The sequence below is a fragment of the Embleya scabrispora DSM 41855 genome, assembly GCF_000372745.1.
GTDB classification, from domain to species: domain Bacteria; phylum Actinomycetota; class Actinomycetes; order Streptomycetales; family Streptomycetaceae; genus Embleya; species Embleya scabrispora.
In genome coordinates, this window is the sequence record NZ_KB889676.1 from 64910 (window position 1) to 91283 (window position 26374).

Here is a 26374-nt window from a genome sequence, read left to right on the forward strand (position 1 = left end):
CGTGTTCACCCGCCCGCGGACACCCCGCTCATCGGCTCCACATGCTCGGACGCGACCCGCCGGTCCTCCTGACGCAGCCGCTGACTGATCACCGTGGTGACTCCGTCACCGCGCATCGAGACGCCGTACAGCGCGTCGGCCACCTCCATCGTGCGCTTTTGGTGGGTGATCACGATCAGCTGCGAACTCTCCCGCAGCTCCGCGAAGATCCCGATCAGCCGCTGCAGATTCATGTCGTCCAGCGCCGCCTCGACCTCGTCCATCACGTAGAACGGACTGGGCCGGGCCTTGAAGATCGCCACCAACAGGGCCACCGCGGTCAACGAGCGCTCACCGCCGGAGAGCAGCGACAGCCGCTTGACCTTCTTGCCCGGCGGGCGGGCCTCCACCTCGATGCCGGTGGTCAGCATGTCGTCCGGATCGGTCAGGATCAGCCGACCCTCGCCGCCCGGAAACAATCGCGCGAACACGCCCACGAACTCGCGCGCGGTGTCGTGATAGGCCGCCGTGAACACCTGCTCGACCCGCTCGTCCACTTCCTTGACCACCGTCATCAGGTCCCGGCGGGTCTTCTTCAGATCCTCCAACTGCTCGGTCAGGAAGTTGTGCCGCTCCTCCAGGGCGGCGAACTCCTCCAACGCGAGCGGATTGACCTTGCCCAGTTGCACGTGCGCCTTCTCCGCCGCGCGCAGCCGCTTCTCCTGTTCGGCCCGCACGTACGGACGCGGCTGCGCCTGCGGCGAATCCGGGGCGCGCTCCTCGCCCTCGGCCGGCGGCGACGGCGGTACGAGTTGGTCTGGGCCGTACTCGGCCAGCAGGCCCTCGGCCTCGATCCCGTGCTCCTCCAGGGACTTGGCCTGCAACTGCTCCACCCGCAGCCGCTTCTCCGCGCGCAACATCTCGTCCCGGTGCACCGAGTCGGTCAACTTCTCCAACTCGGCGGCGAAGCCGCGGGACCGGCCGCGCTCGCGGGCCAGCTCCGCCTCGTGCGCGGCCCGGGCCCGCTCCGCCGCGTCGCGTTCGACGCCGGCCCGGGCCAACGACGCCTCGACATGGCGCAGCAGCACCTCGGTGCCCGCGAGCACCGCGCCCGCGATCCGCGCCTCCACCGCCATCCGCTCCCGGCGCCGGGCCGCGCTCGCCCGCGCCTCGCGCTCGGCCCGCGCACCCCGATCCAGCGCGTCGGCCCGGCCGGCCAGCGACCGGCCCCGCTCCTCGTGCGTACGCACCGCGAGGCGGGCCTCCATCTCGGCCTGCCGCGCTGCGCTCGCGGCGCCCGCGAGCCGGTCCCGCTCGGCGGTGTCCGGGTCCTCGTCGCCCTCGGCCGCGTTGTACTCCTGCGCCGCCTCCAGCCGAGCCGCGAGCTCCTCGACCTTGAGCTCCTCCTGCGCGCGCGCCGCCTCGGCCTCGGCCACCGCCCGCGCCAACCGCTCGGCCTCGCCCGCCGCCGCCCGGGCCTGCCCGCCGAGCCGGCCCAACTGCTGCGCCGCCGCGGCGGCCTTGTGCTCCGCCTCGCGCCGCTGCGCGGTGATCCGCTCGACCGCGGCCGCCGCCTCCCGCCGGGTCGCCACCGCACCGGCCAGCGCCTCGGCCAACCGGGCACACCGCTCGGTCAACGCCGCCGCCCGCTCGGCCGCCTCGTCCACCGCCGCCTGCACCTCCAGCAGGCTCGGCGCACTCGCCGACCCGCCGTGCGCGAAGCCTTCGCCGACCAGATCACCCTCGCGGGTGACCGCGCGCACCCCGGGCAGCGTCCGGACCAGGTCGGCGGCGGCGGTGAGATCCTCCACCACCGCGACCCGATCGAGCAGCGGATACACCGCGCCGCGCAACTCCTCCGGTACGGACACCAGGCGCGCCGCGTAGACCACCCCCGCCGGCAGCCGCGGCCAATCCGCCGGCCCACCGGCCGCCGCCTCCCGCGCCGCGACCCCGCCGAGCAGCAGCGCGGCCCGGCCCGCGTCGTCCTTGCGCAGCAGCCGCAACGCGTCCACGGCCGGCTGCACACCGGTCACCGCGACCGCGTCCGAGGCCGCCCCAAGCGCCGCCGCGATCGCCTGCTCGGCGCCGTGCTCGACGGTGATCAGGGCGGCCACCGTGCCCAGCACACCGGACAGCCGGTCCCCCGCGGCGAGCAGCGCGCCGCTGCCGTCCTTGCGCCGGAGCGCCGGCTCCAGGGCCTCCTTGCGCGCGAGCACCGCCGACCGCTCCCGCTCGGCCTCCTTCTCCGCGTCGCGGGTGAGCGCCAACGTCTCCTCGGCCTCGGCCAACACCTCCCGGGCCGTGTCCAACCGGGCCTCGATCGCGGCGATCCCCCGACTGCCGTCGTCCGGTGACGCGCCCGCGTCCCGTGGCGCGCCCTCGACGCCGAGCCGGAGCTGCTCGTAATCCTCCTGCGCCGCGACCGCACGCTCCTGTGCCTGGTCCCGCGCACCGACCAGCCGACCGATCTCGGCCTCCGCCGCGGCCACCCGACTGCGCGCGGCGCCGACCCGGCCGACCAGGCGGGCCAGCCCCTCGCGACGGTCCGCCAGCGCCCGGGCGACCTCCCTGAGCCGGCGCTCCTCCTCGACCAGGGCCCGTTCCAACTCGCCGCGCCGCTCCACCGTCTCGGCCAGCTCGACCTGCGCCGATTCGAGCGCGGCGGCCAGTTCCGCCTCCTGCTCGCGGATCCGCTCGGCCTCGCGCTCCATGTCCTGCGGGTCGCGTCCGCGCCGCTCGTCGGCGGGCGCCGAGCTCGCGTGCCGGACCCGCTGTCGGGCCAGCCCCGCCGTGCCGCGCACCCGCTCGGCCTGCGCGGACAACGCGTACCAGGTCTCCTGCGCCCGGGCCAGCCGCGGCGCCATAACCCGCGCCTCGGTCTCCAGTTGTGCCTCACGCGCCTGAACCAGTGCGAGGTCGCGCTCCACGGCGGTGCGCCGCTCACGCAGCGCGGCCTCGTCCGCGACCTCCTCGGCCAGCGCGCTCTCGAGCCGCACCAGGTCGTCGGCGAGCAGCCGCAGCCGCGCGTCCCGCAGGTCGGCCTGGATCGCCGCGGCCCGGCGGGCCACCTGGGCCTGGCGTCCGAGCGGCTTGAGTTGCCTGCGCAGTTCGTTGGTCAGGTCCTGCACCCGAGTCAGATTGGCCTGCATCGCGTCCAGCTTGCGCAGCGCCTTCTCCTTGCGCTTGCGGTGCTTGAGGACGCCCGCGGCCTCCTCGATGAACGCACGTCGCCCCGCCGGGTCGGCCTGCAGCACCGCGTCGAGCCGGCCCTGGCCGACGATCACGTGCATCTCCCGGCCGATGCCGGAGTCGGAGAGCAGTTCCTGGATGTCCAGCAGCCGGCAGGTGCTGCCGTTGATCTCGTACTCCGAGCCGCCGTTGCGGAACATCCGCCGGGTGATGGTGACTTCGGAGTAGTCGATGGGCAGCGCGCCGTCGGCGTTGTCGATGGTCAGGCTCACCTCGGCCCGCCCGAGCGGCGGTCGCCCGGAGGTGCCGGCGAAGATGACGTCCTCCATCTTGCCGCCGCGCAGCGTCTTGGCACCCTGCTCGCCCATCACCCACGACAGTGCGTCGACCACGTTCGACTTGCCGGAACCGTTGGGCCCGACCACACAGGTGATCCCCGGCTCGAAGCGCAGCGTCGTCGCCGACGCGAAGGACTTGAAGCCACGCAGGGTCAGACTCTTCAGGTGCACGCGACGAAAGAGTAGTCGGCACGACCCGGACCATTCGCCCGCTCGGTCCGATCGCGGGCGTGTCGAGCGCCCCGGATGGGGGTATCAACAGCTGGAAGCGAGCGGGTGGGCACAAGGGGGCAGGGCGGGACGGGCAACGGGAAATCGAGGTACCGGGCGCGCTTCGGCGCGCGTCGCAGGGGTCGCGCGGGGATCGGGACCCGGGGTTGAACGACAAGGGCCACGGAGCAGCGGGCCCACGGAGCGCGGGCCACGGAACAGGGCCACGGAACAAGAGTCACCGACAGGTAACGGCTTGGGTCACCAGCAGGCAACTCGGGTCGACGGCCGCGACACGGCCGCGGGCCCGGAAACGACAAAGGGACGCCTGAAGGCGTCCCTGGTTATCGCTTACGCGGACCTACGCTCGCGAAAGTGCAGGTTCCGCCGCGGAGACGTCGAAGCCGGCAAGCAGCTCGTCCGAAGCGGCGGCGTTGAGCGCGTCGTTACGCTCCTGGGCACGGACAAGTTCCGTTTCCAGGTCACGAACACGCTGCTGGAGCCGTCGATTCTCGGCGAGCAGTCGGGGATCGGGGCCACCGACATAACCGAGAAGCGCCTTCGCCATGAGAGGGTCCTCCACGCTGAAAATGAATGACCACGCAGATTCGCGGGTCTAAATGTGGCACCCGGCCGCAAGGCTCCTGATAGGGTGCGCGGGCTTCCAGCGTCGCACCAAAATCGCAGGAGGTCAATATCATAACGGCACGATAACGAGACCTTCACCCGATCAAACGCGGTTCGACCGCGGACTGGGGTGACGGCTGTCGTGCTGGGTGTACGAGATCATCTTTCGACCTCCCCAGTCAAGAAGATTCCGGTTGTCCGCCAACTCCGGACGGCCGTGCCCTAGAGTCACTCCGGCACCACACCCGTTCGGGTGAACTGATATCCCCTGCCGGAAGGTGACCCAACCCTCCATGGCTCGGCACAGTCGTACCTCGGCCCCGGCCCATCCGCGTCGACGACGCGCGAAGTCGCACCGCCGACGCATCACTCCCCTGCTCGCCCTGTTGGCCCTGCTCGCGGTGGGCGGCACGGTGGCCGGCCTGGTCGTCTCGGACCGCGCCGGCGAGTCCTCCGCCAACCGGGTCGCGGGCGCCGACGGACCGCTGCCCGGGCACGCCCTCGACGGCTCCGCCGCGCCCGGCGGCGCCGGGGGCGACCGCACCGGCGACGAGGCGTCCCGAAGCCTGCTCCCGGGCGCGGCGACCACCGGCCGGACCCCGCTGCCCACGGCGAGCGCCGCACCCACGGCGAGCACGCCGCCCGACGCGCCGACCACGAGCGCGGCCGCCACCCCGACCAGGAGCGCGACGCCGAGCAAACCCGCCGGCACCCCGACCACGAGCGCGGCGAACCCGCCGAGCGGCCCCGAGGACAAGGTGCTCGCGGTGGTCAACGAGGAGCGCGCGAGCGCGGGCTGCGGTCCGGTCAAGAGCGACGCCAAGCTGGTCGCGCTGGCCCGCGCGCACAGCGCGGACATGGCCGACCGCGACTACTTCGACCACAACACGCCCGAGGGCCTGACCCCGTGGGACCGCGCCGAGAAGGCCGGTGTGAGCTATCTGGGCGCGGAGAACATAGCGCGCGGCCAAAAGACCGCCGACGCGGTGATGCGCGCCTGGATGAACAGCCCCGGCCACCGCCGCAACATCCTCGACTGCGGCCTGACCAAGCTCGGCGTCGGCATCCGGGAGGGCGCCAACGGCCCCTGGTGGACCCAGGAGTTCGGCCGCTGACCCGGCGACTCGGCGGGGCCGATCCACGGCATGTGGTTTCGCGCCCCGCCGGGTCCGCGACGCGGGCTTCGAGCGTCGCGCTCAGCGCGGCCCCACGCCGAGTCGATCCGCCAGCAGACCGAACACGTACAGCCCGGATTCGCCCTGGTTGCGGGCGAGCACGAGGTCGACCGCCTCCGCCGCCGCCGCGCGGCCCGCCGTCCGTGCCCAGCGCACCGCCGCGTTGACCACCTTCGGCCGGGCCCGGTCCAGCACCTCGCCCACCTCGTCGCGCAGTTGGGCGTAGCGCTCCGGCCGACGCAACTCGCCGCTCGCGTCGAAGACGTCCGCACCGGTGCGCGCCGCCTCCAGTTCCAGCCGGCCCATCGCCAGGTGCGCCGCCGCCTCGCCGGGATTGAGCCATGCCTCCCAGGCGCCCGCCTCGCTCACCCCCTGGACGTGCGCCACGTGCGTCTCGAAGACCCAGCACACCAGCACCGGCGAGTCCGCCTTCGCCGCCAGCGCCTCCAGCCACGGCCGCTCGAAGGCGTACGGGTCGTCCTCGTGCCGCACGTGCGTCGTGGTCCAGCCGTCCGGCGACTCCCACATCGTCCGGGCCGGGTGCGCCGCCGTGTCCACATGCGGCGCGAATTCGGACAACGGCCGCGCCCCGCGCACGACGACGATGTCCCCGTTGAATCCCATGACACGCGCTCCCTGGATTCCGCTGCCTACGCCCCGACCGTCGCCCTGCGTGGCGCCCGCTGACAGGTCGGACAGAAATAGCTGCTGCGATTCATGAACGAGATCCGCCGGATCGGCGTCGCACACCGGTTGCATGGCTCGCCCTCGCGGCCATAGGCGTCCAGGCCGCGGGAGAAGTAGCCGCTCTCGCCGTTCACGTTGACGTACAGGCTGTCGAAGGAGGTGCCGCCCGCGGCCAGTGCGTCGGTCATCACGTCCCGCGCGGACGCGAGCACCAGCGTGGTCTGCGCGAGCGTGAGCTTTCCGGTCGGCCGGGCGCCGTGCAGCCGGGAGCGCCACAGTGCCTCGTCGGCGTAGATGTTGCCGATCCCGCTGACCAAAGACTGGTCCAGAAGCGCCCGTTTGAGTTCGGTGTTGCGCCGGCGCAGCGCCGCGTGGAAGAGCGCGTCGTCGAACAGGGGGTCCAACGGGTCGCGTGCGATGTGCGCCATCGAGGGCGGCAGTTCGGCGCCGCCGCGCTCGACCGCGAGCCCGCCGAACGTGCGCTGGTCGACGAAGCGCAGTTCGAGCCCGCCGTCGGTGAAGGTGAACCGCACGTGCAGGTGCTTCTCGCGGGGCGCCTCGGGCGGCTGCACCAGGAGTTGGCCGCTCATGCCCAGGTGCGCGAGCAGCGCGTCCTCGGGAGCCGTCGCGCCGGGCGCCACCAGCGGCAGCCACAGATACTTCCCGCGTCGGCGGGCGGCGTACACCCGCGCACCCGCGAGCGCGTCGGCGAAGTCCACCAGGCCCGCCACGTGGCGCCGCACCGCGCGCTCGTGGGTGACCTCGACGTGCGCGATGGTGCGACCCACCACCCACTTCTCCAGTCCGCGACGGACGACCTCGACCTCGGGCAGTTCGGGCACCTTGCACTCCCCCTGGGGACGGCACAACCGGAGACGACACGACGGGAGACGACACGACCGGCGACACCTCGCGCGGCGGGGCCTGCGCGCCGGGAATGCGAAAATGCCTGCCGGTAGGTGAGATCGTGCCGGGCGACCGTGAGGTCGGTGACCGGTTCGAACTTACCTATCGGCAGGCATTGGCTCGGAGACTACGCGGTGGCCGGCGGCGTGCCGGAACCGTCTCCGTACTTGGCGCGGATCGAGTGCCAAGCGCTTTCGGCGGCCTGCTGCTCCGCCTCCTTCTTGCTCCGCCCGACACCGGTGCCGTAATCGACACCCGCGACCCGGGCGAGCGCGGTGAAGGTCTTCTCGTGATCGGGACCGGTCTCGGAGACCACGTACTCGGGGACTCCGATACCCGCCGCGGCGGTCTGCTCCTGGAGACTGGTCTTCCAGTCCAGGCCCGCGCCGAGATTCGCCGACTGCTCGATCAGCGGATCGAACAACCGGTGGATCAGCTCCGTCGCCGCGTCGAGACCCTGGTCCAGGTACACCGCACCGAGGATGGCTTCGAGTGTGTCCGCGAGGATCGAGGACTTGTCTCGCCCACCCGTGCCCACTTCACCTCGGCCGAGCCGGATGAAGGCGCCCAGGTCCAGTCGCCGACTGACGCCCGCGAGGGCGCGCGAGTTGACGACGGCGGCCCGCAGTTTCGCGAGCTGACCCTCGGGCAGGTCGGGGTGCCTGCGGTACAGCGTGTCGGTGACGACGAGACCGAGCACCGAGTCGCCCAGGAATTCCAGGCGCTCGTTGGTCGGGAGCCCGCCGTGCTCGTACGCGTACGAGCGATGGGTGAGGGCGCGTTCCAGAAGGGCGGCGTCGAGCGACCAGCCCAGCCGCCCTTCCAGATCCGCGTATTGCGCGAGTGATTCCGTCACCGGAACGACCACCGGCCTGATCAGACGTCGAGGACCTGGCGGCGGTTGTAGGTGCCGCAGCTCGGGCACGCGATGTGCGACAGCTTCGGCTCACGGCAGCGCTCGCAGGTCACCAGGTTGGCGGCAGTGGCCTTCCACTGGCTCCGGCGGTGCCGGGTGTTGCTGCGCGACATCTTCCGCTTCGGAACAGCCACGGCTACTTCTCCTGGTTCTCGTCGGCGCTGGACGCGCCGTCAACGTCGGCTTCGGCGGAAGGTCCGTCGAAGATGTTGGTCAACTTCGCCCACCGGGGGTCGGCGAGCTCGTGACTGTGGTCGGGGTCCTCCGCGAGCAGTGCTCCGCATTCGGAGCACAGACCCGGGCAGTCCTCCCGGCACAGCGGCGAGAGCGGCAGTGCGAGCACCGTCGCGTCCCGCAGCACCGGCTCCAGGTCGAACAAGTCGTCCTCGAGCCGGAAGGCGTCCTCGTCGGCGTCCGCGTCCGGGTAGACGTACAGCTCCTGGAAACGCACCGTGAGCTCACGCTCGAGCGGTTCCAGGCACCGGACGCACTCACCGGTCAGCGGCACCTGCGCGATGCCGGTGACCAGCACACCCTCCATGACCGCTTCCAGCCGGACTCCCAGCTGGATGGGGGCACCTTCGGGAGCGCCGATCACATCTGCCACGCCCATGTCCACCGGGGCCGGCACGGAGCGGGACACCTTCAGCATGGATCCAGGCCGACGTCCCAGCTCGCGTGTGTCGACGACGAGTGGTTTGCGGTGATCCAAGCGGTCCAGGATGTCCTACCTCATGCAGTGCCACCCCTCGGGTCGCGAGGGGCTCGAATGGTCAGGGTGCCGACCCTCGGGGCACGCGGAAAGCACGCCTCGGGCAGGGTCGGTCCGTAAGAGTATCGCAGCCCGCGCGCCAGGCCCCAAACGGGGCCATTCGAGCGGGACACCCCACGCCCGCCGACGGGCGCGCGGGGCCTAGCGGTTGCCGCCGTCCTGGAACTGGCGCACGTCGATCAGACTCGTGTCGAAGAAGCTGGTCTCGTCCAGCGACTGCGCGTACTGGGCCTGCGGGTCGTAGGCGGGCTGCTGCCCCGTGCCCGCCGGGTCGTGCTGCGTGGGGTACGGCTGCTGCTGCCCGTGCTGGTCGTACTGTGCCATGTCGTACTGGCCCTCGTAACCGCCGGCGTATCCGGTGTCCGCTCCGGCGCCCTGCGCGTAGGCGGGCTGTCCGTAGGCGTCCTGACCGTAGCCGTGCTGACCGCCGTAGGGGCCGGCCTGCGCGGGCACCGTCGGCGGGGCGGGCGGCGCGGCCGGGTAGTCGGGTTGGGCGGGCGCGGCGAACGTCTCCTCGTGGCCGTCGAGCTGGGCCTGCAGGCTGCCCGGGCGACCCTTGGCCTGCGCGTCGGCCAGCTCCTGCGCCTGCATGTACTCGCCGAGCTCGTCGGACGGGCGGCGACCGCGCATCTTGTCCCGACCCCGGCCGATCGCACCGAGCGTCTTGGTCAGCACGACCTCGAAGTTGGCCAGCTTCTGGTCGACGTAGTCGTCGGCCTCCTCGCGGATGCGCTGGGCCTCGCGGCGGGCCTCGGACAGGATCCGGTCCGCCTCGCCGTACGCCTCGCGGGCCACCTCGGTGTCGGCGACCAGCGAACCGCGCTCCTCGCGCGCCTTGGCCAGCACCCGCTCGGCCTCGCGGCGCCCCTCCTCGATCACCGACTCGCGGTCGCCGAGCACCCGGCGCGCGTGGTTGAACTCCTCGGGAAGCAGGTTCTTCAGTTCCTCGAGCCGGGCCACCACGTCCGCGCGGTTGACCACGCACGACGCCGACATCGGCATCGAGCGCGCGTTCTCGACCAGTGCGATCAGTTCATCGAGCTTGGGCTGCACGTCCACGGGCTTGCTCTCTCTCCTCAAACCGACGGTAGCCGTCGTGTTCGCCGGCATCGCGTGACGGACCGACTCGCCGCGGGCGGTCGGCCCGGCGACGAGGCGCGTGCCGCGTCAGCCCTGCGCGAGCCGCTCGGTGAGCCGACGTAGCACCGTCTCCGGCACCAGGCCGGACACGTCGCCTCCGTACGTCGCGACCTCTTTGATGAGACTCGACGACAGAAAGCTGTAGAGGGGGTTCGTCGCGACGAACAACGTCTCCACCTCGGTAAGACCGTAGTTCATCTGCGCCATCTGCAACTCGTAGTCGAAGTCGGTGACGGCACGCAGGCCCTTGATGATGGCCGGGATCCCGCGCTCCTTGCAGAAGTTGACCAGCAACCCCTCGAAGGCCTCGACCTTGACGTTCTTGTACTGCTCGACCACCTCGTGGAGCATCTCGATGCGCTCCTCGATGGTGAACAGACCCGAGCGCTTGGCGCGATTGAAGCCGATCGCCACATAGACCTCGTCGTACAGGCTCGCGGCCCGTCCGATGATGTCCAGATGACCGTTGGTGACCGGGTCGAACGAACCGGGGCAGACGACTCGACGCAACGGAGGTTCCCCTCGAAATCGGGTGCCGGCGGGTTCGGACCCGATGGTCCGCCCGCCTGATCAGGCTTGCGCGGCGCGACCGTACCAGAGCGTTCCCTCGCCGTAGCGACGGGATCTGATCTCGGCGAAATCGGCGGGCCACGCGAATGGCCCGCCACGCGTTGCGCGTTCGACCACGATCAGCGCCTCGGACGCCAGCCAGCCGTGCTCGGCCAGCGCGCCGAGCAGCGCGCGCACGTCACCGTCGGTGACCGCGTACGGCGGATCGAGGAAGACCACGTCGTACGGCTCGTCCGGGCAGGGCACCGCGGCGGTCTTCTCCGCGCGGGCCGGCCGCAACTGTGCGCCGGGCAGGGCGACGAGGCGGATGTTCGTCCGGATCGTGTTCGCCGCGCGCGGGTCGGACTCCACCAGCAGCACCCGCGCCGCGCCGCGGGACAGCGCCTCCAGGCCGACCGCACCGGAGCCCGCGAACAGGTCGAGCACGCGCGCGCCGTGCAGATTGCCGCGCAGCGACTGGAGGGTGGAGAACAGCCCCTCGCGGGCCCGGTCCGAGGTCGGCCGGGTGCCCTCGCCCGGCGGCGTGCTCAGGCGTCGGCCCCCTGCCGCCCCGGCGATCACCCGGGTCATGCGCGAGCTCGCGGGCGGGGGGCGGGCTCGCGGGCGGCGATGCGGGCGGGCCCGGCGTACGTGTCCTGCATGGGGTCAACGCTATCGACTGGTCGCGGCCGGGAGAATCCGGCCCCGAGTACGGTGCGCGACGTGTCATACACACAGGGCCACCGAATCGTATGAGGGGTGTGCACGGCGACGGCGCCAACGCCGGGCACGAGCGACAGCGGCTCGCCGTCGCGACACCGATCCCATACCCGATCCGGGAGATCCCGATGAAGCTCCGCACCTTCCTCGCCACCGTCGTCACCGGCGCCGCGCTGGCCGCGACCGGCTCCGCCCCGGCGGACGCCGGGGCCGCCACGCCGCAGACGACTGCGGCGCACTGTTACGTCGACAGCAACGGCACCCTGCACTGCGCCAACGGCGCGAGCGAGCTGCGCTCGCAGCCCCACTTCGGCGCCCCCGTGGTCAGCCGGCTGGACAGCACCTACAGCTACTTCAGCTGCTGGACCGAGGGCGACCCGCACTCGGGCGGCAACAACATCTGGTACTACACCGACGGCGACGACGGCGGGCACGGCTTCCTGCCCGCGCAGCGCGTCTTCACGCCGCAGGACCCGATGCCGGGCATGTACCACTGCTGACCCACCGACCCACGCGGTCGGCGGACGGAGATCGTCCCGTCCGCCGGCCGCGTGCCCGGGCCGGTCGCGCCCGCTCCGTTCAGAAGGCGCAGTCCGGCACCTCGGCCTCGTTGCGGGTGCGCACGCCGGGCAGCCAGCCCTCGGCGCCGGTGCCCAGCACCACCACCCGATACCAGTGCCGAGACCCGACGCCGGTCTCGTCGGTCACCCGCGGGCCGTCCGCGAGCAGACAGACCAGGAGCAGCCGGTCACCGTGCCAGACCCGATCCACCAGGTCGGCCGTCCGCGACGACAACCTCGCCTCCTTGAAGACGCCGAGCGAGCACTCGATCGTGCGCAGCGCGCGACACGGCACCTCGGAGTTGTAGACCTCGGTCTGCACGCTGACCGCACGCGCGGCCGGCGGCCTGGGGGCCGGCGGGTCGGTCGGGTCGTGCCGGCCGACCAGGAAGGCGCCCAGGCCGACCACGGCCACCACCAGCACCGCCGCGAGCACGATCGCGAACGCGCCGCGCCACACCGGGCGCGGGGCCGGCCGGCGCAGCACCCGCAGCGCCAGACCCGGCGGTTCGACACACGCGGCGTCCGCTTCCCGCAGCCGGGTGCGCAGCTCGTGGACCGCGTCGTCGGGGTCGTCGAGATCGGGGGGCGAGGGGTTCACCGGGTGACTCCTTCGTGTCGATCCCGGCGGCGGAACCGGCCGGCGGGGCCGCCCAGGCCGGCGCGCAGCCGGGCCAGGGCGCGCTCGCGCGAGCGGGACACCGTCCCCCGGTGCACACCGAGGATCTCGGCGGCCTGATCGATCGTGTATCCGTCCAGGTCGACCAGGAGCACGGCGGCGGCCTGTTTGGCGGGCAGCGAGCCGAGCATCCGCACCGCCTCCCACTCGGCCTCGCGCCGGGCGATCGGATCGCCGGCGGCGGACTGGGCCCGCTCCCCCGGCTCGGGCGGTTCGGGCAGCAGGACCTGGCGGCTGCGGGCGCGCCACATGTCGCGGGCGACGCTGACCAGGGCTCGGAAGGCGTAGGCGTAGGGCTCGGGGTGACCGAGCAGGCGGTCGGGTCTGCGGGCCAGCTTGAGATACGTCTCGTGCACCGCGTCCTCGGCGCTGCCCTCGCCGGCGAGCAGCACGGCCCGTCGATACAAGCGAGGGAGCAACCCGCAGAAGAGCGCGTCGAAGCCCTCGTCCCCCGTACATGCGTCCATGGCCCATTGGTAGCCAACCGACGAGCTGTTCCGCGTGCTCCGAACGGGTGAGCCGTGGGGGCGCGCGGGAGTGGAGCGAGGGCGGTCAGCCCTTGTCGAGGTATTCCGCGCGCTCGTCGTCCAGGATGCTGGCCAGCGCGCTGCGCAGGTCGTGGTGCTCGACCAGGTCCGGGTCGTCCGCCACGATCGTGCTCGCCTCCTCGCGGGCCGCCACGATCAGTTCCTCGTCCCGGACCACCTCCAGCATGCGCAGCGACGAGCGCGAGCCGGATTGCGCGTCGCCGAGCACGTCGCCCTCGCGGCGTTGTTCGAGGTCGATCCGGGACAGTTCGAAACCGTCCAGGGTCGCCGCCACCGCGTCCAGGCGTTCGCGCGCGGAGGTGCCGCCGGGCATCTCGCTGACCAGCAGGGTCAGCCCGGGTGCGCTGCCGCGGCCGACCCGGCCGCGCAACTGGTGCAGCTGCGAGACGCCGAACCGGTCGGCGTCCATGATCACCATCGCGGTCGCGTTGGGCACGTTGACGCCGACCTCGATCACCGTGGTCGCCACCAGCACGTCCAGTTCGCCGGCGGTGAAGCGGCGCATCACGTCGTCCTTGTCGTCCGGCGCCATCCGGCCGTGCAGGACCGCGATCCGCAGGCCGGCCAGCGGTCCGGCGGTCAGCGCCGCGGCGACGTCCAGGACGGCCAACGGTGGGCGGCGCTCCTCGGCTCCGCCCGCGGCGTCCGCGCCGATGTCCTCGGGGTCGTCCAGGTATGCCTCGGCGGGCAGGTCCTCGTCCCGCCCGGCCGCCTTCGCCTTCGGCTTGGCCTTTTTCCTGGCCTTCGGGTCGTCCTCCTCGTCGCCGATCCGCGGGCACACCACGTACGCCTGGTGACCGTTCTCCACCTCCTCGCGCACCCGCTGCCACGCGCGGTCGAGGAAGTGCGGCTTCTCCTTGGCCGGGACCACGTGCGTGGCGATCGGCGATCGACCGGAGGGGAGCTGGGCCAGGATCGAGGTCTCCAGGTCGCCGAACACGGTCATCGCCACCGTGCGCGGGATCGGCGTCGCGGTCATCACCAGCAGGTGCGGCGGGCGCTTGCCCTTGCCGCGCAGCGCGTCGCGCTGTTCGACGCCGAAGCGGTGCTGCTCGTCGACCACGACCAGGCCCAGGTCGTGGAACTCCACCTTGTCCTCGATCAGCGCGTGCGTACCGATCGCGATCCCGGCCTCACCGGTGACCAGGTCCAGGAGCGCGGCGCGACGCGCGGGCACCCCCATCGAGCCGGTGAGCAGGGTGACCTTGGTGCCGACCTCCGAGCCGCCGAGCATCCCGGCCCCCTCGGCCAGCGGCCCGAGCATCTCCACGATCGACCGATAGTGCTGTTGCGCGAGCACCTCCGTCGGCGCCAACAACGCGGTCTGCCCCCCGGCGTCGACCACGGCCAACATCCCCCGCAGCGCGACCAGGGTCTTCCCGGCTCCGACTTCGCCCTGGAGGAGGCGGTGCATCGGGTGTTCGGTGGCCAAATCGGCCTCGATCTCGGCGCAGACCTCTTTCTGGCCGTCGGTGAGTTCGAACGGGAGGCGGGCGTCGAAGGCGTCCAGGATGCCGTTCGGGCGGCGCGGGCGGGCCACCGCGGACTGGGCCCGGGCGTCTCGGCGGCGGCGGGCCAGGGCGATCTGCAGGACGAACGCCTCGTCCCACTTGAGCCGATCCCTGGCCGCGGTGACGTCGTCCCACGAGGTCGGGCGGTGCACCAGCAGCAGCGCCTCGGCCAATCCCGGCATGCCGCGCCGCTCGCGCATCTCGGCGGGCAGCGGGTCGCCGACCTCGCCCAGCGTGTCCAGTGCCATGCCGACGCATTGGGCGATCTTCCAGGACGGCATGTTGGCGGCGGCCGGATAGACCGGGATCAGCGCGCCCGCGAACAGGTTGGCCACGCCGTCCCGGTCGTCCTCGCCGATGAGTTGGTAATCGGGCTGGCTGAGCTGGATCACGTTGTTGAACCGACCCACCTTGCCCGCGAACAGGCCGCGCCGGCCCGGGCGCAGTTCCTCCTCGCGCCATGCCTGGTTGAAGAAGATCAGGGTGAGCTTGCCACGCCCGTCGGTGACCTCGACCTCCAGGAGGTTGCCGCGCCGATTGCGGAACTGACGCTTGTTCACCTTGGCGATCTCCGCCATCACGGTGACGTGTTCCTCGGGCTCCAGACGGGAGAGGTCGGTCAGACGCCCGCGCTCCGCATAGCGCCGGGGGTAGTGGCGCAGCAGATCTCCGACGGTGTCCAGCTTGAGGGATTTGGCCAGCACCGTCGCCGTGCGGTCGCCGACGAGTTTCTTCAGCGGTTCGTCAAGGCGCGACATGCCGCCCAACGGTACTGGTCGACGCTGTCATCGGGGCTGCTCGAAGCGCCGGGTCGCCCCTACTCGACTCCGATGAGCAGCGGGTACACCTCCTGGCCGCCCTCGTAGACCATCACGTCCACGCCGAGTCGGGTGGCTCGCAGGTGTCGCTCGATCGCGGCGGCCAGGCCCGGCGGGCAGGCGCTGCCGGTGACCAGGGTGACCAGTTCGCCGCCGCCCGCGAGCATGCGGTCCACCAGCACGGTGCCGGTCTCGCGCTGGTCGTGGCCGATCACCGCGATGTCGCCCTCGATCACCCCGAGCACGTCGCCCGCCTGGCAGACACCGGCCATCGTCCACGACTCGCGGACGGCGACGGTGAGCGCGCCGTAGCGGGTGGCGCCGGCGGCCGAGGTCATCCCGACGATGTCCTGGTCGAAGCGCCGGCCGGGCTCGTGCACGGCGAGCGCGGCCAGTCCCTGTACGGCCGCCTTGGTCGGGATCACCTGGACCCGGATGCCGTGTGCCTGGGCCTGCTGGGCGGCCACCCCGGCCACCGCGTGGCAGTCGGCGTCGTTGGGCAGCAGCACCACCTCGCGCGCCTCGGTGCGCCGGATCGCGTCGACGAGCACCCCGGTGGAGGGCCGCCGGCCGGGACCGGCCTGCACCACGTGCGCTCCGTTCTCGGCGAACAGGGTGGCCAGGCCGCCGCCCTGGGCGACCGCGACGATCCCGCGCGTGGGGGTGGGCTCGGGCGCGGCGAGGCCGGCGAGGGGGCGCTCCAGGTGGGTGATCCGGATCCGGTACGGCCGGCCCGCCTCGATGCCCGCCTCCACGGCCGCGCCCGCGTCGTCCACGTGCACGTGCACGTTCCACAGCCCCTCGCCGCCGACCACCACGAGCGAGTCGCCGAGCGCGCCGAGCCGCTCGCGCAGCGCGGGCAGCGCGTCGTCGGGCGCGTCCAGCAGGTAGATCACCTCGAACCCGGGACCCTCGGTCGACGCTTCCGACTCGACCGGTCCGGCGAACGGGACCGGGACCGGGGTCTGCGCCTGGTGCGGGTGGATCCGGTACGCCGAGCGCTCGCCGGTGACCACCGCGAGCAGCGCGTCCAGCAGTACGGTCAGGCCGCGCCCGCCGGCGTCCACCACGCCCGCCCGGCGCAGTACGTCCAGTTGCTCGGGGGTTCGGGCCAGCGCGCCGCGCGCCGCGGTCGCGGCGGCCCGCACCACCGGCCGCAACTCCTCGCCCGCGCCGGCCGCGGCGTCGGCGGCGGCTCGGGCCACGGTGAGCATGGTCCCCTCGACCGGCCGGGCCACCGCCGCGTAGGCGGCGTCGGAGGCGGTGCGCAGCGCGTGCGCCAGGGCAAGCCCCGCGGGCACCTCGCGGCCGGCCTGCATCGCGGCGGCCTGTTCGCTCTCCAGACGCTCCGCCATGCCGCGCAGGAGTTGGCTGAGGATCACCCCGGAGTTGCCGCGCGCGCCCATCAACGCGCCGTGCGCGAGTGCCCGCAAGACGGTCGACGGGTCGGGGTCGGGCAGGTCGCCGCCGAACAGCGCGTCGACCTCGGCGATTCCCGACTCCAGGGTCAGGAACAGGTTCGTGCCGGTGTCGCCGTCGGGTACGGGATACACGTTGAGGGCGTCGATTTCCTCGCGCGCTCGCCCCATCAGTTCCAAGGCGACGCGACCCCAGCGGCGTACCGCCGGACCGTCCAGCTCTCCCAGCAGGCCCTGCACGCCCACCTCCTGTACGAATCCGTCTCTGCGCGTCCCGTGCGCCGGCCACGTTATCGAGACGGGGAGCGGTGAAGCGGCCCACCCGGATGGGTTAGGCTTGGCGGGAAGCATGACGAGATCGGCTGATTGCGTATGCCCGGATCATCCCGGGTTCGCGCTCCGCATGGTTCGTCGGTTACTCTTCTGCGGTTGTCCGGCATTCGGCCGGCACGTGTTCGTACGCAATTCCCATTCGTCTTTGGAGTGTTCCCGTGGCTGCCAACTGCGACGTCTGCGGCAAGGGGCCGGGCTTCGGCAACAGCATTTCGCACTCTCACCGCCGGACGCCCCGTCGCTGGAACCCCAACATCCAGACGGTGCGCGCGATGGTTGGTGCCACGCCGAAGCGCCTCAATGTCTGCACCTCTTGCATCAAGGCGGGCAAGGTTTCCCGCTAGTTGCTCGACCGCACGACTTCGAAGGGCCGGTTCACCCCAGGGTGGACCGGCCTTTCGGCTTGTCCGGGGTCTCTCCCGAGCGGGCCGAACCGCGCGCCGTGGGCGCGGTTCGGCCCGCTCACGGTTCACAACTCTTCCCGCCACCGCCACGCGTGGTCGACCGGTCCGATCCCCTCGCCCAGCGGGAAGCCGGCCCGGATCGCGCCGGTGACGTACTCCTTGGCGGCGGCGACCGCGTCCGGGACGGTGTCGCCGATGGCCAGGCGCGAGGCGATCGCACTCGCCAGCGTGCAGCCGGTGCCGTGGGTGTGCCGGTTGTCGTAGCGCGGGCTGGTGAACCAGTACTCGCGCGTGCCGTCGAAGAGCAGGTCGGCGGCCTCGCCCTCCAGGTGACCGCCCTTGATCAGCACCCAGCGCGGACCGAAGGCGAGCACCGCCTCGGCCGCGACGCGCATGTCGGCCCGCTCGCGCACCTTGTGACCGGTGAGCAGCTCGACCTCGTACAGGTTGGGAGTGACCACTGTGGCGACCGGCAGCAGCCGGGTGCGCAGGGTCTCCAGTGCCTCGTTCGCGAGCAGGGTGTCGCCGTGTTTGGAGGAGGCCACCGGGTCGACCACCACCGGTACGGACACCTCGGCCAGCAGCGCGGCGACCACCGCCACCAGGTTCGGCGACGCGAGCATGCCGGTCTTGATCGCCTGCACGCCGATGTCGTCCACGACACTGCGGAACTGCGCCCGTACGGCCTCCGCGGGCAGTTCCCAGTAGCCCTGCACACCGAGCGAGTTCTGCGCGGTCACCGCCGCGATCACGCTCATCCCGTGTACGCCGTGGGCCAGCATCGTCTTGAGGTCGGCCTGGATCCCGGCGCCGCCGCCGGAGTCGGAGCCGGCCACCGTGAGCACGCGCGGAGGAGTCTGCACCATGCCGGCAGCCTATCCACGCCGCCCGCGCGCCCGGCCCGCGCGCCCCTCAGCCGCGGCCGAAGTGGTCCCATCCGCCCGCCAGGCCCGGGTCCCGGCCGTCCACGGTGACGCCGGCGCCCGAGTGCACGCGGCCGATCACGCGCCAGCGCGCGGGCAACGCGGTCCCCGCCGGGAAGGTGGCGACCAGGGCGTGGTCCTCGCCGCCGGTGAGCACCCAGTTGAGCGGGTCGGCGCCCAGCGCGCGGGCCACGTCGCGCATCTGGGCGGGCACGTCCAGCCGGGCGGAGAGGATGTCGATGCGTACGTCGGAGGCGCGCGAGACGTGGCCCATGTCGGCGAGCAGGCCGTCACTGACGTCGATCATCGAGGTCGCGCCGAGGATCGCCGCGCCGGGACCGGCGTCGTAGGGCGGCTCGGGCCTGCGGTGCGCCTCCACGAACGCGCGCGGCGCGCGGTGCCCGTGGCCCAGGATCGCCAGTCCCGCGGCCGACCAGCCCAGCCAGCCCGCGACCGCGAGCACGTCGCCGGGTCGGGCGCCGGAGCGGACCACCGGAGGCCGGCCCTGGAGGTCGCCCAGCGCGGTCACCGCGACGGTGACGGTGTCGCTGCCCACCACGTCGCCGCCCGCGACGCCCGCGCCGACCACCGCGCATTCGTCGCGCAGGCCGTCGTACAGCTCCAGCGCCCATCCCGTGGGCAGGTCCGGCGGGCCGCACAGGCCGATCAGCAGCGCGGTGGGCGCGGCGCCCATCGCCGCGACGTCGGCCAGGTTCTGCGCGGCGGCCTTGCGGCCGACGTCGTACGCGGTGGACCAGTCCCGTCGGAAGTGCCGCCCCTCGACGAGCAGATCCATGGTGGCCACCACACGCCCGTCGGCGGCGGCGACCACGGCGGCGTCGTCGCCCGGGCCCAGGGACACGTGCGGCCCCGTCGGCACGCGGGCGACCAGTGCCCCGATCAGGCCGAACTCGCCGAGATCGCCCAGCGTCCCGCTCATCGCCGCTCTCCTGCCATGCCCATCAGCCTGATTCCGCCTCGTCGACCGTGTTCCTGTGATCCATCGGCTCCCGCTGTGGTCGCCGAGCCCCCGCCGGGCCGACAATGGTCGCAGCAGCGGGGGTCACGTCAAGATCCCATCATCCTGCGCGCCGGGAGGCCGTGGTGGTACAGGCATACATCCTGATCCAGACCGAGGTCGGCCGTTCGGCCTCGGTGGCCCGACGCGTCGCCGAGCTGCCGGGGGTGACCCAGGCGGACGACGTCACGGGTCCCTACGACGTGATCGTGCGGGCCGAGGCCGCCGACGTCGACCAGTTGGGTCGCATGGTGGTCGCCGAGGTGCAACGCATCGACGGCATCACCCGCACCCTGACCTGTCCGGTGGTCAACCTGGGCTGACCCGCGTGACCGTCCCGGAGCGTCGCACATCTAGGATCGGGGCCGTGCGACCTACTCGAGTTCTCGCCTGGCTGCTTCCGGTGACCATGCTGGCGGCCGTGGGGTGCGACAGCGGTTCGGGGAATGTCGAGGTCGCGGCGCCGGTCCCGCCCGGCGGCGCCGCCACCGATGCGTGCAACGCGCTGCACGACGCGCTCCCGGCGAAGGTGATGGACGCCGGGGTGCGCGAGACCTCGCCCAAGTCCACGCTGACCGCGGCGTGGGGCGATCCGGCGATCGTGTTGCGCTGCGGTGTGGGGCTGCCCGCCTCGTTGCGGGTCGTGGATCCGACCAAGGCCGGTTCCGAACCGGTCGACTCGATCGAGGTCAACGGCGTGACCTGGAGCTTCGCCAAGTACGCCGACGGCGTGCGGTTCACCACGGTCTATCGCCGGGCCAACGTCGAGATGAGCGTCCCGAGGAAGTTCACCGAGCCGGCCGCGCCGCTCGTCGACGTCGCCGACGCGGTCGCCCGCACGGTGCCGGCCACACTGGATCTGAGCAACGCGTGAGGGGCGGTCGACGCGTCGACCGCCCCTCGTTCGCGCAGGTGCCGGCCGCCGGGCATGGCCCGGCGGAACGTCCCTAGCGCAGCAGTGAGTTGGGCCGGCGCAGCGCGGCCTGGATCAGCCGGTCGACCAGTTCGGCGTAGTCGACGCCGGTCGCCTGCCACATGCTCGGGAACATCGACACCGGGGTGAAGCCCGGCATCGTGTTGACCTCGTTGATCACGAAGTGGCCGTTCTCCAGCAGGAAGAAGTCCACCCGGGCCAGGCCCTCGCAGGACAGCGCCTCGAAGGCGGTCACCGCGAGGCGCTGCACCTCGGCGGTCTGCTCCTTGGTCAGCGACGCCGGCACGTCCAGCTCGGTGCCGTTGTCCGGCAGGTACTTCGCGGCGAAGTCGTAGAACTCGTGCTCGCCGCCCACGCGTACCTCGGCCGGCAGGCTCGCGCGCGGTCCGTCCTCGAACTCCAGGACGCCGCACTCGATCTCACGCCCGATCAGCATGCCTTCGACGATCACCTTGGGATCGTGCCGGCGGGCTTCCTCGATCGCCGCGTCCAGGTCCTCGATCCGGTGCACCTTGGTGATGCCCATGCTGGAGCCGGCGCGGGCCGGCTTGACGAACACCGGGAAGCCGAGCGAGGACACCGCCTCGCGCACGGCCGCCGGGTCGCGCTCCCATTCGCGCGGGCGCACCGTGGCGTACGGGCCGGAGGGCAGTCCGAATCCGGTGAACAGGGCCTTCATGTACTCCTTGTCCATGCTCGCCGCGCTGGCGAGCACGCCGGACCCGACATAGGGGACCTGGGCCAGTTCCAGGAAGCCCTGGAACGTGCCGTCCTCGCCGTAGGGGCCGTGCAGGAGCGGGAAGACAACGTCGATCTCGCCGAGCAGCTTGGGCAGCGCGCCGGGTTCGAGCACGGTGATCTCGCGAGAGGTGGGGTCGGCGGCGAGCACGACGGCCGCGGAGGACTCCGCGACGTCGGCCACCGCGGGCAGCCGGTCGCCGCGGATCGCCAGCCGTTCCGGGTCGTCGCCGACGAGCATCCAACGCCCGTCGGTGCCGATGCCGATCGGCAGCACGTCGTACTTGGCGCGGTCGATCGCGGCCAGCACGCTCCCTGCGGTGACGCAGGAGATCGCGTGCTCGGAGCTGCGGCCGCCGAAGACGACCGCGACGCGGGGGCGCGAGGTGGGGTGGGGGGTGCCGGAAACGTCGTTCATGGTCGGACGACCCTATCCCCATCGTTGTTCGAATGCGCTCGGGCCCGTCCGGCGCGGACGTGCAAGTCACCGAACACGCACGGCATTCGGACCCTCCGCAATCGGAAACGCCCCCGCGCGTCGGGCACACCGCTCACGCCGGTCGTCGCGACGCCACCCGGCCGCCCCCTCGGCGCGTCAGCGCCCACGACTCGTTCGTGTCGACCGGTGATCGACGAGCTTGCGAGGAGAGCGGCCGGCGGCGCAGCCGCCCACCGCGCGAAGCGCGGCTCGCCCCTAGCGTTCGGGCTTGGCCGAGCGCGACAGCAGGGCCATGCCGACGGACGGGGGCTTGCCGCCGTGCATGATCGACACGACGACGTCGGTGATCGGCATCTCGACGCCGTACCGTCGCGCGAGCAGTTGCACGGATTCGCAGGACTTGAAGCCCTCGGCGATCTGTCGGCTGTCCCGTACCGCCTCCTCGATCGGCATCCCGCGGCCGATCTTCTCGCCGAACGTGCGGTTGCGCGACAGCGGCGAGGTGCACGTGGCCACCAGGTCGCCGAGGCCGGCCAGGCCCGCGAAGGTGTGCGCGTCGGCACCCATCGCGGCACCCAGCCGGGCGGTCTCGGCCAGCCCTCGGGTGATCAGCGTGGCCTTGGTGTTGTCGCCCATGCCCATACCGTCGGCCATCCCGACGGCGAGTGCGATCACGTTCTTGACCGCGCCGCCGAGTTCCGCGCCGACCACGTCGGTGTTGGTGTACGGGCGGAAGTAGGGCGTGTGGCAGGCCGCCTGGAGCCGCCGGGCGACCTCTTCGTCGACGCACGCCACCACGCTCGCGGCGGGCTGGCGCTGGGCGATCTCGGGGGCCAGGTTGGGCCCGCTGACCACCGCGATCCGGCCCTCGGACACGCCGGTGACCTCGCGGATCACCTCACTCATCCGGTTCGCGGTGCCCAGTTCGACGCCCTTCATCAAGCTGACCAGGATCGCGTCGTCGGACAGCAGTGGCGCCCACGTGGTGAGGTTGCCGCGCAGCGTCTGCGACGGTACCGACAACACCACGAACTCCGCGCCCTCGGCCGCCTTCGCCGCATCCGTGGTGGCCTGGATCCCGGTCGGTAGGGCGATCCCGGGCAGATACTCGTCGTTCTCGTGCCGCGCGTTGATCGCGTCGGCCATTTCCGGGCGCCGGCCCCACATCACCACGTCGCAACCCGCCTCGGCGAGCACGATCGAGAAGGCGGTGCCCCAGGAACCCATGCCGAATACCGCGCAACGCGTCATGCGCGGCCATCCTCGGTGTGCTCGGTCTCGGCCTGTGCGGCGTCGGTGCGCGCGCACTCGGCGCGGACCGGCTCCGGCCGGGCGACCCGCTCGACCGGGGCTTGGCCGACCGGGGCCTTCCCGACCGGTTCCCGCTCGACCGCAGCCGGCTCGACCAAAGCCTTCTCGACCGAAACCCGCTCGACCACGTCCTTCTCGACCGGATCCTTCTTCAACGGATCCGGCACGCTCGAATCCGGTCGGCTCGGTTCGATCCCGGCCTCGGCCCCGCGGCCGGATACCCGGCGCACGCCGGCGTCCGGCGGAGCGGCCTCCTCGCGCAGCTCGGCCAACAACTCGGTCACCGCCTCCATGATCCGGTCGGTCGCCCCGCGCAACACGTCGGCGGTCAGTTCACGACCGCGGAACTCGTCCAGATCCACCGGCGGCCCGGCCAACACGCGCATCGTCTTGCGCGGCAGCAGGCGCGGGCGCTTCCCGTACGGCGGCAACATCTCGTGCGCACCCCACTGGGCGACCGGAATCACCGGGGCACCGGTGGTCAGCGCGATCCGGGCCGCGCCGGTCTTGCCCGGCATCGGCCACAGGTCCTTGTCCCGGGTGATGGTGCCCTCCGGGTAGACCGCGACGCACTCGCCCTTCTCGACCGCCGCCACCGCCGCGCGGAACGCCAGCGCGGCGTCCGCGGAGTCCCGGTAGACCGGGATCTGGCCGGCGCCGGCCAGCACCCGGCCGACGAAGGGGATCTTGAACAGGCCGGATTTGGCCAGGAAGCGCGGCACCCGGCCGCTGTCGTACTGATAGTGCGCGTAGGTCAGCGGGTCGACATAGGAGATGTGGTTCACCGCCGTGACGAACCCGCCCGACGTCGGGATGTTCTCGGTGCCCCGCCAGTCACGTTTGGTGAACAGCAACAGCAGGGGCTTGATCACCACGACCGCCAGGCGGTACCAGAAACCGATCCTTCGGCGGGCCACCGGCGTTCCTCCCGTTCATGTGTTTCAGATCAGTGCGTATCGGCGCGGAAGTCCCGCTGCGTGTTCCGCTGCCGTGTCGCTCCTCACACAATCCACGTTCCCCGCGAGAAGCGCGGAACATCGATTCTGGCGGAACATCGATTCTGTACACGCGGACCCCACAGTTTCCCCTGGGCCTTCCGCATTGTCGAGAAACGTCCTCGTCGACCGACGAGGATATGGGCTTACGGTACGGATGCGAGGATCTTGCCGATGTCCCCCGCCACGGATTCCACCGGCCGGCGCCGGCCCGCCGGAAATGGTCGCACCGCACCCTCCGGCACGCGCGCGTGGCGGCTCGTGGTGCCGGTGAAGCCGTTGTCGATCGCCAAGAGTCGCCTCGCCGGCACGATCGGTCCCGGCCATCGCCCCGAACTCGCTCTCGCCTTCGCGCTCGACACCGTGCGGGCGGCGCTGACCTGTACGCGTGTGCACGGCGTGCTCGTGGTCACCGACGACGTCCGGGTCGCGACGGCGATCCGGGCGCTCGGTGCGGACGTGGTCGCCGACGTCGGCGGCGGTCTCAACGCCGCGCTCGCGCACGGGGCCCGGGCGGCCGGCGCCGAGCGGCCGCGGACCGGGGTGGCCGCGCTGTCCGCCGACCTTCCGGCTTTGCGGGCCGAGGAGTTGGATCGGGTACTCGCCGCCGCGACGTTCGCGCGGCGGGCCTTCCTGGCGGACGCGGCGGGCGTGGGCACCACGCTGCTCGCCGCCGCGGCGGGAGTGCCGTTGGCGCCCGGCTTCGGGGGCCGCTCCCGGGCTCGGCACCTGGCCTCGGGGGCGCTCGAACTCGCGCCCTACGACGTGGATTCGGTGCGCCGGGACGTGGACACCGGCGAGGATCTGCGGGCCGCGATCGCACTCGGGGTCGGCGCGGCCACCGCCGCGGTGCTCCCGTCCGTACCGTTTTCGCCGCGCGCCGCCGCCTCCTGACGCCGCGTCGGATCGGCGACGGTCGCGCCTGCGGTCACAATGGGGGCATGCAGGGCACCGTGTACACCTTCGAGACCGACTCGCGAGAGGGCGTCGTGCTGCTCGACGACGGCTCTCCCGTGCCCTTCGACGCGGCGGCGTTCGACGCCGGCGGGATGCGCTTTCTGCGGCCCGGTCAACGGGTGCGGATGACCATGGACGCGACGGGTGATCGGGTGGTGCTGGTGACGCTGTACACGTTGCCGGATCCGCCGCGCTGAGCTCGACGTCGGCCCGACCGACACACCCGCCGATCCGTCCCCGGCGATCCCCACCCGGCGGCAGGAACGCGGCGACCGGGACACGGCGACGGGCCGGCACCCACGCGTGTGGGTACCGGCCCGTCGCCGTGGTCCGGCATGTCGCCGGCTCGAGAAATCCGCTGCGTCAGACCTTCTTGGTCGCGCGCTTGGCAGCGGGCTTCTTCGCCGCCGGCGCCTTGGTGGCAGCGGTGGGCTTCGCGGCGGCGGGCTTTGCCGCGGCCGGCTTGGCGGTCGCGGCCTTCGGCGCGGCCTTGGTCGCCTTCGCCTTGGTCGCCGGAGCCTTGGCCGCCGCCGGCGTGCTCTTGACGGCCTTGGTGGTGGTGGCCTTGGTCGTGGTGGTCGCGGCCTTGGCCGTGACCTTCTTCGCGACGGCCGGCTTGCTCGCGGCCTTGGTCGCGGGTGCCTTGGTCGCCTTCTTGGCGGCGGGCTTGGCGGCCGTCGTCGTCTTGGCCGCGGCCGCGGTCTTGCGCGTCGTGGCGGCCGGGGTCTTGACCGCCGCGGCGCGCGAGGTGGCCGGCTTCGCCGGCGCCTTCTTCGCCGCAGTTGCCTTGCGGGTGGTCGCCTTCGCGGCGGGCGCCGTGGCGTCCGTCGCGACCACGCGGGGAGTGGGGCTGCTCTTGGCGGCCGCGCTCTTCACGTTGGGCTTGGGGAGCTTCTTGGTCCCGCTGGTGTAGTCCTTGAAGCCCTGGCCCGCGCGGAAGCGCGGCACCGAGGTCTTCTTGACGCGCACCCGCTCACCGGTCTGCGGGTTGCGGGCGTATCGAGCCGGACGGTCCACCTTCTCGAACGAGCCGAAGCCCGTGATGGACACCCGGTCTCCCGCCGTCACCGCACGAACGATGGTGTCGAGGACGGCATCGACTGCCTCTGCGGCGGCCTTGCGGCCACCCAGTCGGTCAGCGACCGCCTCGACGAGCTGCGCCTTGTTCACGTCTTCCCCTTCGGAAACCGATGCCGGGACAGTTCAGCCGGCATTGGGCACGCTAAGCATCCAAAAGTGCCGAAGCAATTACCGAACGGGCGAATCACCCTTGTGTCGCAACGGATTCAGGCTTCGGCGGTGTCCCGCGAACTCGCGGGCCCCGCGTCCAACTCGTCCATGAGCTTGGTCAGTCGCCGCGAGGCGTCCGCCAAATCATGCTTTGCCGCGTCGGTGATGACCAACAAGCGGCGTATTAGCGCCACTTTAGCCTCGTTCGGTAGTCGGAGCCTACGCACCCGGGCGTGGGCGACCTTCAACCGGGTGGCCAGTTCGGCGAAGAGTTCCACTTCTTCGAACTCGTTCACGTGTCGGCCTTGGTGCTCCACACCGCAATTGTGACAGCTCATCCGGCTATG

General features: G+C 72.1%; 27 protein-coding genes and 1 pseudogene. 7 read left to right on the forward strand and 21 right to left on the reverse strand.

The window, feature by feature from the left end:
• Positions 1–5: 5 nt before the first annotated feature.
• Both smc and A3IC_RS65330 read right to left on the reverse strand, forming a co-directional pair.
• Positions 6–3680 (reverse strand): chromosome segregation protein SMC, encoded by a 3675-nt coding sequence (gene smc / locus A3IC_RS0127370; protein WP_020553263.1) that lies wholly within the window; start codon positions 3678–3680, stop codon positions 6–8.
• Positions 3681–4080: 400 nt separating this feature from the next.
• Complete coding sequence (locus A3IC_RS65330) at positions 4081–4287, reverse strand: hypothetical protein (protein ID WP_078975259.1); 207 nt, start codon at positions 4285–4287, stop codon at positions 4081–4083.
• Between the two features lie 352 nt (positions 4288–4639).
• On the opposite strand from A3IC_RS65330, the gene A3IC_RS56835 reads away from it, so the two are divergent.
• Positions 4640–5461, forward strand: coding sequence for a CAP domain-containing protein (locus A3IC_RS56835; RefSeq protein WP_158696117.1), 822 nt, complete (start codon positions 4640–4642; stop codon positions 5459–5461).
• 81 nt (positions 5462–5542) lie between these two features.
• Here the strand turns inward: A3IC_RS56835 and A3IC_RS0127385 are convergent, their stop codons facing one another.
• From A3IC_RS0127385 to rsmD, 8 genes are all read right to left on the reverse strand, one after another.
• Positions 5543–6145, reverse strand: coding sequence for a hypothetical protein (locus tag A3IC_RS0127385; RefSeq protein WP_020553266.1), 603 nt, complete (start codon positions 6143–6145; stop codon positions 5543–5545).
• Positions 6146–6171: 26 nt separating this feature from the next.
• Positions 6172–7050 carry a bifunctional DNA-formamidopyrimidine glycosylase/DNA-(apurinic or apyrimidinic site) lyase gene (gene mutM / locus A3IC_RS0127390; protein WP_020553267.1) on the reverse strand — a complete coding sequence of 293 codons (879 nt, stop codon included), beginning with the start codon at positions 7048–7050 and terminating at the stop codon, positions 6172–6174.
• 191 nt (positions 7051–7241) lie between these two features.
• Complete coding sequence (rnc, locus tag A3IC_RS0127395; protein ID WP_020553268.1) at positions 7242–7982, reverse strand: ribonuclease III; 741 nt, start codon at positions 7980–7982, stop codon at positions 7242–7244.
• 8 nt (positions 7983–7990) lie between these two features.
• Positions 7991–8164, reverse strand: a complete 174-nt coding sequence (gene rpmF, locus A3IC_RS0127400) for a 50S ribosomal protein L32 (protein ID WP_026218805.1) — start codon at positions 8162–8164, stop codon at positions 7991–7993.
• A 2-nt stretch (positions 8165–8166) separates the two neighbouring features.
• Complete coding sequence (locus tag A3IC_RS0127405) at positions 8167–8682, reverse strand: YceD family protein (protein ID WP_020553270.1); 516 nt, start codon at positions 8680–8682, stop codon at positions 8167–8169.
• Positions 8683–8943: 261 nt separating this feature from the next.
• A complete protein-coding gene (locus A3IC_RS0127410) occupies positions 8944–9861 on the reverse strand; it encodes a hypothetical protein (protein ID WP_020553271.1) in 918 nt (305 codons plus the stop codon).
• Between the two features lie 108 nt (positions 9862–9969).
• Positions 9970–10452: a pantetheine-phosphate adenylyltransferase gene (coaD, locus tag A3IC_RS0127415; RefSeq protein WP_020553272.1), complete on the reverse strand. Its 483-nt coding sequence runs from the start codon at positions 10450–10452 to the stop codon at positions 9970–9972.
• Positions 10453–10512: 60 nt separating this feature from the next.
• Positions 10513–11082 (reverse strand): 16S rRNA (guanine(966)-N(2))-methyltransferase RsmD, encoded by a 570-nt coding sequence (rsmD, locus tag A3IC_RS0127420; protein ID WP_020553273.1) that lies wholly within the window; start codon positions 11080–11082, stop codon positions 10513–10515.
• A gap of 257 nt (positions 11083–11339) precedes the next feature.
• Here rsmD and A3IC_RS0127425 point away from each other — a divergent pair, with 257 nt between their 5' ends.
• Positions 11340–11711, forward strand: coding sequence for a hypothetical protein (locus tag A3IC_RS0127425; RefSeq protein ID WP_158696118.1), 372 nt, complete (start codon positions 11340–11342; stop codon positions 11709–11711).
• A 79-nt stretch (positions 11712–11790) separates the two neighbouring features.
• Here A3IC_RS0127425 and A3IC_RS56840 read toward each other — a convergent pair whose 3' ends face one another.
• The 4 genes from A3IC_RS56840 to A3IC_RS0127445 form a co-directional block, all read right to left on the reverse strand.
• Positions 11791–12372 (reverse strand): hypothetical protein, encoded by a 582-nt coding sequence (locus A3IC_RS56840; RefSeq protein WP_020553275.1) that lies wholly within the window; start codon positions 12370–12372, stop codon positions 11791–11793.
• The gene (locus A3IC_RS0127435; RefSeq protein WP_020553276.1) at positions 12369–12917 is read right to left on the reverse strand and encodes an RNA polymerase sigma factor; all 549 of its coding nucleotides are present in this window, start codon (positions 12915–12917) and stop codon (positions 12369–12371) included. The genes A3IC_RS56840 and A3IC_RS0127435 overlap by 4 nt, the downstream gene beginning before the upstream one ends.
• Before the next feature lie 85 nt (positions 12918–13002).
• Complete coding sequence (recG, locus tag A3IC_RS0127440) at positions 13003–15267, reverse strand: ATP-dependent DNA helicase RecG (RefSeq protein WP_020553277.1); 2265 nt, start codon at positions 15265–15267, stop codon at positions 13003–13005.
• Positions 15268–15326: 59 nt separating this feature from the next.
• Positions 15327–16991: a DAK2 domain-containing protein gene (locus tag A3IC_RS0127445; protein ID WP_020553278.1), complete on the reverse strand. Its 1665-nt coding sequence runs from the start codon at positions 16989–16991 to the stop codon at positions 15327–15329.
• A 245-nt stretch (positions 16992–17236) separates the two neighbouring features.
• Here A3IC_RS0127445 and rpmB point away from each other — a divergent pair, with 245 nt between their 5' ends.
• Positions 17237–17422, forward strand: coding sequence for a 50S ribosomal protein L28 (rpmB, locus tag A3IC_RS65335; protein WP_079026714.1), 186 nt, complete (start codon positions 17237–17239; stop codon positions 17420–17422).
• Positions 17423–17547: 125 nt separating this feature from the next.
• Here the strand turns inward: rpmB and thiD are convergent, their stop codons facing one another.
• Positions 17548–18348: a bifunctional hydroxymethylpyrimidine kinase/phosphomethylpyrimidine kinase gene (gene thiD, locus A3IC_RS0127450; RefSeq protein WP_191864121.1), complete on the reverse strand. Its 801-nt coding sequence runs from the start codon at positions 18346–18348 to the stop codon at positions 17548–17550.
• A 46-nt stretch (positions 18349–18394) separates the two neighbouring features.
• Positions 18395–19345: a thiamine-phosphate kinase gene (locus A3IC_RS0127455; protein WP_020553281.1), complete on the reverse strand. Its 951-nt coding sequence runs from the start codon at positions 19343–19345 to the stop codon at positions 18395–18397.
• Positions 19346–19509: 164 nt separating this feature from the next.
• On the opposite strand from A3IC_RS0127455, the gene A3IC_RS0127460 reads away from it, so the two are divergent.
• A complete protein-coding gene (locus A3IC_RS0127460; protein WP_026218810.1) occupies positions 19510–19746 on the forward strand; it encodes an Lrp/AsnC family transcriptional regulator in 237 nt (78 codons plus the stop codon).
• Between the two features lie 44 nt (positions 19747–19790).
• Positions 19791–20297 carry a DUF3515 family protein gene (locus A3IC_RS0127465; protein WP_245599565.1) on the forward strand — a complete coding sequence of 169 codons (507 nt, stop codon included), beginning with the start codon at positions 19791–19793 and terminating at the stop codon, positions 20295–20297.
• A gap of 73 nt (positions 20298–20370) precedes the next feature.
• Here the strand turns inward: A3IC_RS0127465 and A3IC_RS0127470 are convergent, their stop codons facing one another.
• From A3IC_RS0127470 to A3IC_RS0127480, 3 genes and pseudogenes are all read right to left on the reverse strand, one after another.
• Positions 20371–21513, reverse strand: coding sequence for a D-alanine--D-alanine ligase family protein (locus tag A3IC_RS0127470; RefSeq protein WP_020553284.1), 1143 nt, complete (start codon positions 21511–21513; stop codon positions 20371–20373).
• A 276-nt stretch (positions 21514–21789) separates the two neighbouring features.
• On the reverse strand, positions 21790–22785 hold the full coding sequence (locus tag A3IC_RS0127475) for an NAD(P)H-dependent glycerol-3-phosphate dehydrogenase (RefSeq protein WP_026218812.1): 996 nt from the start codon (positions 22783–22785) through the stop codon (positions 21790–21792).
• A gap of 302 nt (positions 22786–23087) precedes the next feature.
• Positions 23088–23762 (reverse strand): annotated as a pseudogene (locus tag A3IC_RS0127480) (lysophospholipid acyltransferase family protein); the annotation flags it as partial.
• A gap of 252 nt (positions 23763–24014) precedes the next feature.
• Here A3IC_RS0127480 and cofC point away from each other — a divergent pair.
• Positions 24015–24734: a 2-phospho-L-lactate guanylyltransferase gene (gene cofC, locus A3IC_RS56845; protein ID WP_079026715.1), complete on the forward strand. Its 720-nt coding sequence runs from the start codon at positions 24015–24017 to the stop codon at positions 24732–24734.
• Positions 24735–24781: 47 nt separating this feature from the next.
• Positions 24782–24994, forward strand: a complete 213-nt coding sequence (locus A3IC_RS0127490) for a hypothetical protein (RefSeq protein WP_020553289.1) — start codon at positions 24782–24784, stop codon at positions 24992–24994.
• Positions 24995–25160: 166 nt separating this feature from the next.
• Here A3IC_RS0127490 and A3IC_RS0127495 read toward each other — a convergent pair whose 3' ends face one another.
• Together A3IC_RS0127495 and A3IC_RS0127500 are read right to left on the reverse strand one after the other, a co-directional pair.
• Positions 25161–25967 carry an HU family DNA-binding protein gene (locus tag A3IC_RS0127495; RefSeq protein ID WP_020553290.1) on the reverse strand — a complete coding sequence of 269 codons (807 nt, stop codon included), beginning with the start codon at positions 25965–25967 and terminating at the stop codon, positions 25161–25163.
• Between the two features lie 116 nt (positions 25968–26083).
• Positions 26084–26365 (reverse strand): SCO5555 family protein, encoded by a 282-nt coding sequence (locus tag A3IC_RS0127500; protein ID WP_052173824.1) that lies wholly within the window; start codon positions 26363–26365, stop codon positions 26084–26086.
• Positions 26366–26374 lie beyond the last annotated feature (9 nt).